The sequence below is a fragment of the Pseudoalteromonas sp. BSi20652 genome (genome assembly GCF_000239855.1).
In the GTDB taxonomy this organism is placed as follows: Bacteria; Pseudomonadota; Gammaproteobacteria; order Enterobacterales; family Alteromonadaceae; genus Pseudoalteromonas.
The window spans coordinates 16,767-28,746 of sequence record NZ_BADT01000027.1; the positions used below are offsets into that span (position 1 = coordinate 16,767).

An 11,980-nucleotide genomic window follows, 5' to 3' on the forward strand; every position below is an offset into this window, starting at 1 on the left:
TTATTCTAAATAAGTTATGCTAAAAGGGCCTTAAGGCCCTTTTTTGTTAAGTTAGAGGTAGTTATGACACAAACTCAAAGTACAAATTTCGGGATGGTGGGTCTTGGCCTACGACGAGAAATGCTTGATGAACTGCTTGAACACGTGCCTAATCAAGTAGATTTTTTAGAAGTGGCTCCAGAGAACTGGTTAAAACTAGGTGGACGCTTTAAAAATCAATTTAGAACATTAACAGATACAAATAATTTTGTGTGTCATGGATTATCACTGTCTATCGGTTCGCCCGAACCACTTGATGTTGAATTTGTTAAGTCTTTAAAATTTTTTTTTGAAGAGCATAATATAAAAATTTTTAGTGAGCACTTAAGTTACTGCTCCGGTACAGGCCATATGTATGACTTAATGCCTATTCCGTTTACACAAGATGCGATAGCACACGTCGTTCCGCGTATTAAACAAGTGCAAGACATACTTGAGCAGCAAATTGCGATAGAAAATGTTTCTTATTATGGCGCTCCTGGACAGCAATTATCGGAGCTGGAATTTACAAATACTATTTTAGAGCAAGCAGACTGCAAGCTTTTACTAGATGTGAATAACATTTATGTGAATTCGATTAATCACGGCTATAACGCACAAGCGTTTTTAACAGGGTTACCCTCTAATCGTATTGCCTATGGGCACGTTGCAGGCCATTATAATGAGGCTGATGACTTAATCGTTGATACACATGGCGCTGATGTCATTGATCCTGTTTGGGAGTTACTCGATAAAGCATACGAAGTGCATGGCGTATTTCCAACCTTGCTTGAGCGTGATTTTAATATTCCTACCATGAATGTTTTAACTAAAGAGTTAGATATAATTCATGCTCTACAAGCTAAACACTTTGACTCAACTGTTTCAAAACAACGAGCTTAATATAAGCCTTTATCAACATTAAAAGAGTGCCTGGTTATGAGCTTTATTGAAATACAAAACGAATTTATGGCGCATATTCGCGAGCCTCAAAAAAATAAAAAGCCCAGCGATATCGAAGACAGGCGTATGGCTATTTATCGCGACCTATTTTTTAATAACATTGAAGGTTTTATATCATCAGGTTTTCCGGTATTAAAAACTTTATATACCGACAAGCAATGGCAAGCCCTCGTACGCCAGTTTTTTAGCGAATATGATTGTCATTCGCCGTACTTTTTAGATATAGCAGGGGAGTTTATTAATTACTTATCAAGTGATTATAAAATGAAAAAATACGATCCCGTGTTTATGCTAGAGCTTGCCCATTATGAATGGGTAGAGCTAGATGTATCCATTGCACACGAAGATGAGCAAGAGAAAAAATTACAAACAACAGCGCTTACTAGTTCAGCTTTGTATTTATCGAAAACGGCAAGAAATTTAAGTTATCAATTTCCGGTTCAAAATATTAGCAATCGCTTTAAACCAAAAGAGCCATCACCTCAGCTTAATTATTTTGTTGTATATAGAGATGAAGATGATGACGTTCAATTTTTGGCTACGAATGCGATGACTGCTTTGTTGCTGTCTATTATTGAGGCAAGTGATGGAGCGACATTTGACGACGTTTGCCAACAGGTATTAGCTCATGCACCACAATTTAATACAGAGCAAATTGCTCAAGGCGCATTGGTTACCCTCAATGCAATGGGTGAACGCGGTGTAATTGTGACAAAAAATCAAGATTAAGGTCTTTATTGATGATTTTACATCGTCTATTATGGCAGCCTTATTTGCCGTGCTTAATAAAAGGTTGTACCAATGTCAGATGATAAAGACTTTAAAGATCCGTTCAATGCTACTTATTTTCTTGCTTTCTTAGCTATTTTTGCAGGAATTGGTTGTTTAAATGCAATATTAGGCTGGATCACTAGCTTAACGTAAATGCATAGCGTTTATTAAGGCTGTTGCTCACTTCAGCCTTGAACCTCTTTATTTTAATTACCCCATAGTTAATACTTCTTTTATAGTAACGCCAAACTCGCAATTAAAGGCCAGTTAAGGTTATAATCACCTGCTTTGTAATATAAACAATTGAGCAGTTAAAATTATGACTCAAGTAACACCAGCAATTATCAAAAACAGCATAACTACAATTGCTGATTATCCAAAACCAGGCATCATGTTTCGCGATGTAACTACGTTAATGGCAAATCCAGAAGCCTTTAAAGCGACGATTGATGCATTTATCGCTGAATATAAAGACCAAGGTTTTACTAAAATAATTGGCACAGAATCACGTGGCTTTATTTTTGGTGCTCCACTGTCTTACGCGTTAGGTATTCCGTTTATTCCAGTACGCAAACCAGGTAAATTACCACGCGAAGTTATTCGCCAAGATTACTTACTTGAGTACGGTGAAGACACGTTAGAGCTGCATGTTGATGCAATTGTACCTGGCGATAAAGTTTTATTAGTTGATGACTTATTAGCCACTGGCGGCACAATTGAAGCCACCGCTAAATTAGTGCATAAACTAGGTGGCGAAGCCACAGATGCAGCATTTGTTGTATCACTACCAGAACTTGGTGGCGAGCAACGCATTAAAAAAATGGGTATTAAAATCCTAAAATTGGTTGAATTTGAAGGCGAGTAATCGATGAGTTATCAGGTTCTAGCGAGAAAATGGCGTCCTCAAACCTTTCATGAATTGGTTGGGCAGTCTCATGTTAAGCAAGCGCTTGTAAATGCGCTTACACAAAATAGACTGCATCACGCTTATTTATTCACTGGAACCCGCGGTGTAGGTAAAACGACCATTGCACGTATTTTTGCTAAAAGCTTAAATTGCGACGAAGGTATATCTGCAAATCCGTGTGGTCAATGTAGCAGCTGTTTAGATATAGAAGCAGGGCGCTACATTGACTTACTCGAAATAGATGCGGCTTCTCGTACAAAAGTAGAAGATACCCGCGAAATACTCGATAACGTTCAATACGCACCAACACGCGGACGTTATAAAGTATACCTAATTGATGAAGTTCACATGCTTTCTAAGCACAGCTTTAATGCGCTTTTAAAAACGCTTGAAGAGCCACCAGAGCATGTAAAATTTTTACTAGCGACGACCGATCCTCAAAAATTACCGGTTACTATTTTATCGCGCTGTTTACAATTTAACTTAAATGCGTTGTCGCAAGGTGAAATTAAAACGCAGCTTGAACACGTGCTTACGCAAGAGCAACTTAGCTATGATAATGATGCGTTAAGCATTATTGCAAAAGCCGCTGACGGTAGCATGCGTGATGCGCTGAGCTTAACCGATCAAGCGATTGCGCAAACAAATGGTGATATAAACAATCAAGCAGTACAAACAATGCTTGGTTTGATGGATACGCATTATAGCCAGAGCTTATTGGCTACATTACTTGCCCAAGATGGTGCGGCGCTAATGAGCGAAATAGCAAATGTAGCGAGTCGAAACCCAAATTATATTGCTTTACTTGATGATTTGATTGCATTAACACATTTAACGCAATTAACCCAATTAGTGCCACAGGCTGCAGGGCTTGATGAAACAAATGCGGATTACATAACGCACGTTGCTCAGCATACGAGTGCGCAACAAATACAAATTTATTACCAGTTACTTTTAAATGGTAAAAAAGATTTACAATGGGCACCAGAGGCTCGTTTAGGTTTTGAAATGATAATGCTAAGGTTATTAGCATTTAAACCTACAGATGCTCAACAAACTTTACACACAGCCAACGAAGAGCCGGTCCAAAATAAGCAAGGTCGAGCAAGTGCGCTGCGAGATATATTAAATAAAAGCAAAACATCGCAAAACACTGTAGCTAGCCAAAGCAGTGCTCCTGTAAGTAATACTAAGCTAGTTAGCAACACAGAGCAGTCTAAATCCGTTGAGATAGAGCCTTTAGCAAATGTTGCCGCTCAGACATCAAATAATGACGTTGTACAAAGCAATAATGAGCCAACGCAAGTTGCAGTAGAGCAACCGGTTCAACAAAGTGAAAACACAGCAGAACAACAGGCTTCAGCTAATGAGCAACCACAAACCAGTGTTGTTTCGGATGATCAAGCCCAGCGCCAAAGTGAAGATGAAGCTTACATGCAACACAGTGATGCTGAGCAAACACTGGCTTCGCAGTTTGACGATATAATGAGTAGCGCTGTAGATCAGGGTTTTAAACCTGTAACTACTATAAACTCAGAGCCTTCTCCAGAGCCTGTTACTCATGATAATGCAAGTACGCCAATAGCTGAACAAGAAGCGCAGGCGCAATCTGCCATTGCGCGTATTTTACGTGACAGAAACATATCGGGTGCAGGTAGGTTATCGAGCAAAAATACAAGTACATCTACAAGCAATGTAGCAGTGCAGCCAAGCCAAGCACCAGCTAAAAAGCCAGAACAGCACCCAAGAATGCCTAAAGCTCACAGTTTTCATCAAGGTAGTGCAGATACAAGTGCAAGTGAGCTTAATAGTCCTACAAATACTGTGCCTGACGATATCCCTCCTTGGGCAACCAATAGCGAAGGTGAGAGTGAAAAAAAGCATGAGCTCCCAGTAACAGGGGGCCAAACCCAGTCACATAATCACGCCAACATAAAGCCAGCTAGTAAGATTGATTTTAAAGCCAAGCACCAAACAATTACCGAAAATCTTGCGCCAGAATTACTTGAGCAAATAAACCCTCAAAAAGCGCCTGAAATAGTGCCACAGGAAGTAAGTATTCCTGCGCCTGATGATTTTCAAAGTCCAATTAGTGAAATTAGATTTGCACATCAACAAGATGAATGGGCTTATTTAATTAAACGTATGGGATTGGGTGGTCGTATGCGTCAATTTGCATTGCATTCAATATTTACCAAGCAAGGCAATAGTTTACATATAGACGTTGATGAATCACAAAAGCATTTAGATACGCCGGTGCTTCGTCAAAGATTAGATGCCGCATTGTCGAGTATTTATGAGCATAACGTGTCGTTAAGTATTAATTTTGCTAAGGGAGTTATTGACTCCCCTTACCTTATTCAGCAAAAAATTGATGCAGGTCGTCATCAGCAAGCAATCGATGTGATCACATATGACGAAAACATAGTACAATTTCAGCAAGTATTTAACGCCGAAATCGACGAAAACAGTATTCAGGCATTGTAATTACTTACAATCGCCCTTATGTTCATGTTAATTAATGTATTAAAAGAAAGAGAGAAGTTATGTTTAAAGGTGGAATGGGCAACATGATGAAGCAAGCGCAGCAAATGCAAGAGCGCATGCAAAAAGCCCAAGACGAAATCGCAACGATGGAAGTTGTTGGTGAAGCGGGTGCCGGTTTAGTTAAAGTAACAATGCTTGGTAATCACAACGTACGCCGTGTTGAAATTGACGAGAGTTTAATGGAAGACGACAAAGACATGATTGAAGACTTACTTGCAGCAGCATGTAATGATGCTGTACGCCGTGTTGCAGAAGAAACACAAGAGCGCATGGGTAAAGTAACTGGCGGTATGCAATTACCACCAGGTATGAAAATGCCGTTTTAAGTAAATAATGCAACTTTCAGATAGTTTAAATCAGCTTATAGAAGCACTGCGCTGCCAACCGGGCATTGGCCCAAAGTCAGCGCAACGTATTGCTTTTCACTTGCTTGAGCGCGACCGAAAGGGAGGCACTCAGCTGGGCAATGCACTCACTAAAGCAATGACAGCCATAGGGCATTGTCAGTCTTGTCGTACTTTTTGCGAACAAGCTCAGTGCGATATTTGTTTAAGTACAAAACGCCAAGACAGCGGTATATTGTGTGTTGTTGAGTCGCCTACTGACGTGCTTGCCATCGAGCAAACGGGTCAGTATTTAGGGCTATACTTTGTTTTAATGGGGCATTTATCGCCAATTGACGGTATCGGCCCTAAAGAAATTGGCTTAGACGTTTTAGAGCAAAAACTTGCTCAAGGCGGTATTAATGAGGTTATTTTAGCGACTAACCCTACAGTTGAAGGCGATACTACAGCTCATTATATTGCTCAGCTTTGCCATAAATATAAAGTAGGTGCTTCGCGTATTGCTCACGGCATTCCTGTGGGGGGCGAGCTTGATTTAGTAGATGGTAGAACGCTTATGCATGCTTTTAGCGGCAGACGTTTAGTTACACAAGACTAACGCTAAGTTACTATTTGAAACGATATTATAAAAGCCTACATGATTAAGTCATGTAGGCTTTTTTGTTTTTAAGGTAAGCTTAGAGGCAATCTAATACCAATCCGCAATAATACTTAATCATTTTGCGGGACTAAACGTGTCGCTACCTGCGTTAAAAAATTCTCATTTAGAACAACTAAATAGCGATTTTTTTGCCTAGCTATCAACACGTTTTTCCGCCCTCAAATAGATCATTTAATTAAGCGAACTGGTATAATATATTTTTGGGCTATGTCTCTAATTAGTAAGGAATACAATGAAAGATAATCAACCCTATCAAGGTACATTACTGGGTAGTAAGCGTTTTTTACCGCTTTTTATTACGCAGTTTTTCTCAGCGATAAACGATAACGTGTATAAGCAATCAGTGCTTATTCTATTGATATTTCAGGCTGCAACGCTTGCAGATGGCGCACTTTATTCAAATATTGCTGCTGGATTATTTATCCTACCTTTCTTTTTATTTTCAGGGATGGCGGGGCAGCTAGCTGAAAAAACAGAAAAATCCAAACTAATCAGAATCGTAAAGCTATGTGAAATCCCTATTATGGCTGTAGGGGCAGTCTCTATTTTAACGCAGTACGTGTGGCTGATGTTAGCCACCGTGTTTTTAATGGGCGTACAAAGTACGTTTTTTGGTCCATTAAAATACTCTATTTTACCGCAGCACGTAGCCCCTAACGAATTAACAAAAGCGAATGGTTTGGTTGAATCAGGCACGTTTGTGGCGATACTAATGGGTACAATTTTTGGCACCTATTATATTACTCAATCAGTAGGCCCTACGCTTATAAGTATTGCCGTGTTAGTACTGGCTGTTATGGGTTATGTGAGCAGTCGCTTTATACCCATTAGTGAGGCAAACGAGCCTAACTTAAAATTTACCTATAATATATTTTCATCCACAAAAAACGTATTTACAGCACTTAATTCGCAAACAGAATCGGTTGGTAAATCAGTACTTGGGATCAGTTGGTTTTGGTTAATTGGCGCAATTGTATTAACGTCCCTACCAAATTATGTAAAACACACAATGGGCGGCGATGAACTGGTTGTAACTAGCGCGCTTGTTGTGTTTTCACTAAGTATTGCTATTGGTTCGTTATTGTGTGAAAAGCTTTCCCGCTCACGTATTGAATTGGGAATTGTGCCTTTTGGCGCTATTTTAATTACCTTGTTTTTATACTTACTGAGCCAAGAGAGCGCTATTAGCTCTTATTTACCTCAAAACCTTGAATTATTGACGCTTGAGCAGTTATTAAAAACAGGCGACATGGTGTGGCATTTTGTATGGATGGCAGGCATTGGTATTGGCTCTGGTTTTTACACTGTACCGCTGTATGCGCTTATTCAACAGCGTACTGAAGAGTCGAGTCGCTCACGAGTTATAGCGGCTAACAATGTATTAAATGCACTGTTTATGGTGGGTAGTGCTGTTTTAAGTATTGTAACGCTGTCTGTTTTTCAGTGGAGTATTTCAGAGTTGCTACTGTTACTTGCTGGGCTAAACTTGCTTATATCTGTTTATATTTATACCAAAGTACCAGAGTTCTTTTTACGATTTATTATATATATTTTAGCTATTTGTATGTACAGAGTGCGTACAAAAGGTGAAAGTAATATTCCAGATGAAGGCGCTGCCGTTATAGTGTGTAATCACGTGAGCTTTGTCGATTGGATGTTTATTTTAGCAGCATCACCAAGGCCTATCCGATTTATGGTATTTGCCCCTATTTATTATTCGCCAGCCCTACATTGGTTATTTAAAATGGCCAAAGCTATTCCCATTAACAGTGAAAAAACCAATCCAGAAGCGTTTAAAAAAGCCTTTGACGAAGTAGCTGCTGCGCTTAATAAAGGCGAACTTGTTGGTATTTTCCCTGAAGGAAAACTAACCAGTGACGGCTCAGTGGATATTTTTCGCCGTGGAATCGAGCGCATTATTGAGCGCTCACCTGTGCCCGTTATTCCTGTGCACTTAGGTGGTTTATGGGGCAGCATGTTTAGCCGTAAAGCTAAATGGCAATTACCACGATTAAAATGGTCTTTGGTGTCGGTTGCAGTAGGTACCCCGATTGCTGCTGACAAAGTAGTAGCAGACGATTTACGTGAGCAAGTATTGGCTTTAAAAGCGCTTCATTCAAAAAATAGTGACTAATTTAATGACTAACTTAATAGCTTGCTCAACACCCCATACAACTTCAGAACAACATATTATAGTTGATGACTTTGTGGCGCCTAAGTGCGACGGGTTTATTGAAATATTATATCAAGATGACGATATTCTACTGATCAATAAACCCAGTGGACTATTAAGTTTATCAGGTAAAAATCCGCTTAATTGGGACTCAGTGCATTACCGTTTAGTACATGGTCAAAAGGGCTTAACAGCTGCATTTGCTGAGGCTAAGTTACCGCATCGGCTAGATTTGGGTACATCGGGCATTATGATTGTTGGGCTAAACACCAATGCGTCAAAGCACCTTAATAAACAGTTTCAGGCTCGTACAATTGAGAAGCGTTATGTAGCGATGCTTGAAGGGTGCTTAGCTGTTGATGAGGGGTCAATTACTGCACCAATAGCGAAAGACAAACTGCTTTTTCCGCGTGTTAAAATTTGCCAATCGACTGGCAAAACCGCAGTCAGTGAATATAAAGTGCTAGAGCGGCTTAAACAACCATACAGAACCTTAGTGCAATTTACGCCCGTTACTGGGCGTACTCATCAGTTACGAATACACAGCCGGTTTATAGGGCACCCAATTTTAGGCTGTGATTTATATAAAAGTGCGCAAAGTGAACATATGGCAGGGCGCTTACAATTACATGCCAGCGATTTATATTTTGAACATCCAACAACAGGAGAAGGGATTCATATTAATTGCCCGCACACATTTTAGATAAACGTGTTGATCTGTTTTTTCGTTTCATTTTTTTTGATTTCTCCCTTGAAGTTCTAACACCTCACCCCATATTAAGTGCATAACGCAGACACTTTGCAAATTGGAGATATATAAATGACTGCAGCACAAAAAGAAACATTAGGCTTTCAAACAGAAGTAAAACAATTATTAAACTTAATGATTCATTCTCTTTATTCTAATAAAGAAATATTTTTACGCGAACTTGTGTCAAACGCATCAGATGCAGCAGACAAGTTACGCTTTTTAGCGCTATCTCAAGGCGACCTTTACCAAGGTGATGCCGATTTACGTGTTCGTATTAGTGCTGATAAAGAAGCAAATACAATTACCATTTCAGATAATGGTATTGGTATGACGCGCGATGAAATCATTAGCTCATTGGGTACTATTGCAAAGTCGGGTACTGCTGAGTTTTTCAAAAACTTAACGGGTGATCAAAGTAAAGATTCACAATTAATTGGTCAATTTGGTGTTGGTTTTTACTCAGCATTTATTGTTGCTGATTTAGTCACTGTTCGTACACGTAAAGCCGGTGAAACAACCGCTTACGAGTGGGAATCTCAAGGTGAAGGCGAATACACGCTTCAAGAAATTGAAAAAGAAGGCCGTGGTACCGACATTATTTTACATCTTCGTGATGAAGAAAAAGAATTTGCTGACGATTACCGCCTGCGCGGCATTGTTACAAAATACTCTGATCACATCTCAACGCCAGTACAAATGTTTAAAGCAGAAGTGCCAGAATCTGAAGGCGAAGACGGCGAAAAAATTCCAGCAGTACCCGGTGAGTGGGAAAGCATTAACCGTGCAACTGCATTGTGGACGCGTGATAAATCAGAGCTTTCTGATGAAGAATACAAAGAGTTTTACAAGCACGTAAGCCACGACTGGGAAGATCCACTTAGCTGGGCACATAATAAGGTTGAAGGTAAAACTGAATACACGAGCCTTTTATACATCCCTAAAAAAGCACCTTTCGATTTATGGAACCGTGAACGTCAAAGTGGCTTAAAGCTTTACGTACAACGTGTATTTGTAATGGATGATGCTGAGCAGTTCATGCCAAGCTACCTTCGCTTTGTGAAAGGTTTACTAGATTCAAACGATTTACCTCTAAACGTATCTCGTGAAATTCTACAAGACAACAAAGTAACGCAAGCTATTCGTAAAGGGTGTACATCGCGCATTATTAAAATGCTTGAGCGTATGGCTAAAAACAAAGCTGACGATTACCAAGTATTTTGGAATGAGTTTGGCCAAGTAATGAAAGAAGGCCCAGCTGAAGATGCGGCAAATAAAGAAGCAGTATGTAAGCTACTACGTTTTTCTTCTACTCATACTGATTCAGAAACGCAAGATGTGTCGCTTGAGCAATATGTTGAGCGTATGAACGAAGGCCAAGACAAAATTTACTATGTAGTAGCTGATACATTTACTTCTGCGAAAAATTCTCCTCATTTAGAGATTTTCCGCAAAAAAGGCATTGAAGTATTGTTACTAAGTGACCGTGTTGACGAGTGGATGATGAGCCACTTAACTGAATTTGCTGATAAGCAACTACAGTCAATCACACGTGGTGATTTAGATTTAGGTAAGCTGGACGACGAAGAGACTAAAAAAGCACAAGAAGAGTCTGAAAAAGAAATGGCTGGCCTTGTTGAGCGTATTAAAACAGCACTAGGTGATGACGTTAAAGAAGTGCGCTTTACGCACCGCCTAACAGATTCTCCAGCATGTGTTGTAAGCGACGACAACGACATGAGCTCACAAATGCAAAAGCTAATGGAATCTGTTGGTCAAGCAGCCCCTGAAGCAAAACCTGTGTTTGAGCTAAACCCAGAGCATCAACTTGTTAAGCATTTGAATGACGAACAAGATGAAGATAAATTTTCACAGTGGTCACACGTTTTACTAGATCAAGCATTACTTGCAGAGCGCGGTACACTTAAAGATCCAACTGGATTTGTTACTCGCCTAAACAAACTAATGCTTGAACTAAGCAAGTAGTCAGTTAACTATTTAGTTAATAAAAGTATAAATTATATACTTTAAATAAAAGGGAACGTATGTTCCCTTTTTTAATGCGCTGTAAATGCATCAAGGACTCATCAATTAGTATAAGTTGCTTGAGTATCGGCGGCGCTTGTGGAAGAATTCAGGCTTTAAAATAAATATCCATACTAGGGGACAATAATATGCGCATTATTCTTTTGGGCGCGCCGGGTGCAGGTAAAGGTACTCAAGCTCAGTTTTTAATGGACAAATACGGTATTCCACAAATTTCTACTGGCGACATGTTACGTGCAGCAATTAAAGAGGGCACGCCATTAGGCTTAGAAGCAAAAAAAGTAATGGATGCTGGTCAACTAATTTCTGACGATATTATTATTGGTTTAGTAAAAGAGCGTATTACTAAAGCGGATTGTGAGAAAGGTTTTTTACTTGATGGTTTCCCGCGTACAATCCCTCAAGCTGATGCAATGAAAGAAAATGGCGTAGTGGTTGATCACGTTATTGAATTTGACGTGGCTGACGAAGTGATTGTTGAACGTATGGGCGGACGTCGCGTTCATCCTGGTTCTGGTCGTGTTTACCATATTGTATATAATCCACCAAAAGTGGAAGGTAAAGACAACGAAACTGGAGATGACTTAATTGTTCGCGCTGATGATACTGAAGAAACAGTACGTAAACGTTTAGGTATTTATCACGAGCAAACTATGCCATTAGTTGATTACTACCAAGCAGAAGCTGCTGCTGGTAATACTCAATACCACAAACTAGATGGTACACAAGCTGTTGAAGCTGTTAGTTCACAACTTGGTGAGCTTTTAGGTTAATTATAAAAGCACATTAAAAACGACCATAG

The 11,980-nt window shown here is 39.6% G+C and carries 11 protein-coding genes; all 11 read left to right on the forward strand.

Going from position 1 to position 11,980, the window contains the following annotated elements; translation table 11 throughout:
* Window positions 1–63 precede the first annotated feature (63 nt).
* The 11 genes from P20652_RS15485 to adk all read left to right on the forward strand — a co-directional run bounded on the left by P20652_RS15485 (window position 64) and on the right by adk (window position 11,951).
* A complete protein-coding gene (locus tag P20652_RS15485; RefSeq protein ID WP_008165960.1) occupies window positions 64–921 on the forward strand; it encodes a DUF692 domain-containing protein in 858 nt (285 codons plus the stop codon).
* Window positions 922–957: 36 nt separating this feature from the next.
* A complete protein-coding gene (locus P20652_RS15480) occupies window positions 958–1,710 on the forward strand; it encodes a DUF2063 domain-containing protein (protein WP_008165962.1) in 753 nt (250 codons plus the stop codon).
* A 72-nt stretch (window positions 1,711–1,782) separates the two neighbouring features.
* Complete coding sequence (locus tag P20652_RS21305; protein WP_007375862.1) at window positions 1,783–1,905, forward strand: hypothetical protein; 123 nt, start codon at window positions 1,783–1,785, stop codon at window positions 1,903–1,905.
* Between the two features lie 166 nt (window positions 1,906–2,071).
* Window positions 2,072–2,617, forward strand: coding sequence for an adenine phosphoribosyltransferase (apt, locus tag P20652_RS15475; protein WP_007584093.1), 546 nt, complete (start codon window positions 2,072–2,074; stop codon window positions 2,615–2,617).
* Window positions 2,618–2,620: 3 nt separating this feature from the next.
* Window positions 2,621–5,146: a DNA polymerase III subunit gamma/tau gene (gene dnaX / locus P20652_RS15470; RefSeq protein ID WP_008165964.1), complete on the forward strand. Its 2,526-nt coding sequence runs from the start codon at window positions 2,621–2,623 to the stop codon at window positions 5,144–5,146.
* 59 nt (window positions 5,147–5,205) lie between these two features.
* A complete protein-coding gene (locus P20652_RS15465) occupies window positions 5,206–5,532 on the forward strand; it encodes a YbaB/EbfC family nucleoid-associated protein (RefSeq protein WP_008165966.1) in 327 nt (108 codons plus the stop codon).
* A gap of 7 nt (window positions 5,533–5,539) precedes the next feature.
* Complete coding sequence (gene recR / locus P20652_RS15460; protein WP_008165968.1) at window positions 5,540–6,148, forward strand: recombination mediator RecR; 609 nt, start codon at window positions 5,540–5,542, stop codon at window positions 6,146–6,148.
* A gap of 295 nt (window positions 6,149–6,443) precedes the next feature.
* Window positions 6,444–8,345: an MFS transporter gene (locus tag P20652_RS15455; RefSeq protein WP_008165970.1), complete on the forward strand. Its 1,902-nt coding sequence runs from the start codon at window positions 6,444–6,446 to the stop codon at window positions 8,343–8,345.
* Between the two features lie 4 nt (window positions 8,346–8,349).
* Window positions 8,350–9,087, forward strand: a complete 738-nt coding sequence (locus tag P20652_RS15450; protein WP_008165972.1) for an RluA family pseudouridine synthase — start codon at window positions 8,350–8,352, stop codon at window positions 9,085–9,087.
* Between the two features lie 117 nt (window positions 9,088–9,204).
* Window positions 9,205–11,118 carry a molecular chaperone HtpG gene (htpG, locus tag P20652_RS15445; protein ID WP_008165974.1) on the forward strand — a complete coding sequence of 638 codons (1,914 nt, stop codon included), beginning with the start codon at window positions 9,205–9,207 and terminating at the stop codon, window positions 11,116–11,118.
* Between the two features lie 188 nt (window positions 11,119–11,306).
* Window positions 11,307–11,951, forward strand: a complete 645-nt coding sequence (adk, locus tag P20652_RS15440) for an adenylate kinase (RefSeq protein ID WP_007584076.1) — start codon at window positions 11,307–11,309, stop codon at window positions 11,949–11,951.
* Window positions 11,952–11,980 lie beyond the last annotated feature (29 nt).

Bases quoted from the DNA above. Each gene is read 5' to 3' on its own strand.
- P20652_RS15485 (WP_008165960.1), top strand. From the start codon at position 64: ATGACACAAACTCAAAGTACAAATTTCGGGATGGTGGGTCTTGGCCTA.
- P20652_RS15480 (WP_008165962.1), top strand. From the start codon at position 958: ATGAGCTTTATTGAAATACAAAACGAATTTATGGCGCATATTCGCGAG.
- P20652_RS21305 (WP_007375862.1), top strand. From the start codon at position 1,783: ATGTCAGATGATAAAGACTTTAAAGATCCGTTCAATGCTACTTATTTT.
- apt (WP_007584093.1), top strand. From the start codon at position 2,072: ATGACTCAAGTAACACCAGCAATTATCAAAAACAGCATAACTACAATT.
- dnaX (WP_008165964.1), top strand. From the start codon at position 2,621: ATGAGTTATCAGGTTCTAGCGAGAAAATGGCGTCCTCAAACCTTTCAT.
- P20652_RS15465 (WP_008165966.1), top strand. From the start codon at position 5,206: ATGTTTAAAGGTGGAATGGGCAACATGATGAAGCAAGCGCAGCAAATG.
- recR (WP_008165968.1), top strand. From the start codon at position 5,540: ATGCAACTTTCAGATAGTTTAAATCAGCTTATAGAAGCACTGCGCTGC.
- P20652_RS15455 (WP_008165970.1), top strand. From the start codon at position 6,444: ATGAAAGATAATCAACCCTATCAAGGTACATTACTGGGTAGTAAGCGT.
- P20652_RS15450 (WP_008165972.1), top strand. From the start codon at position 8,350: ATGACTAACTTAATAGCTTGCTCAACACCCCATACAACTTCAGAACAA.
- htpG (WP_008165974.1), top strand. From the start codon at position 9,205: ATGACTGCAGCACAAAAAGAAACATTAGGCTTTCAAACAGAAGTAAAA.
- adk (WP_007584076.1), top strand. From the start codon at position 11,307: ATGCGCATTATTCTTTTGGGCGCGCCGGGTGCAGGTAAAGGTACTCAA.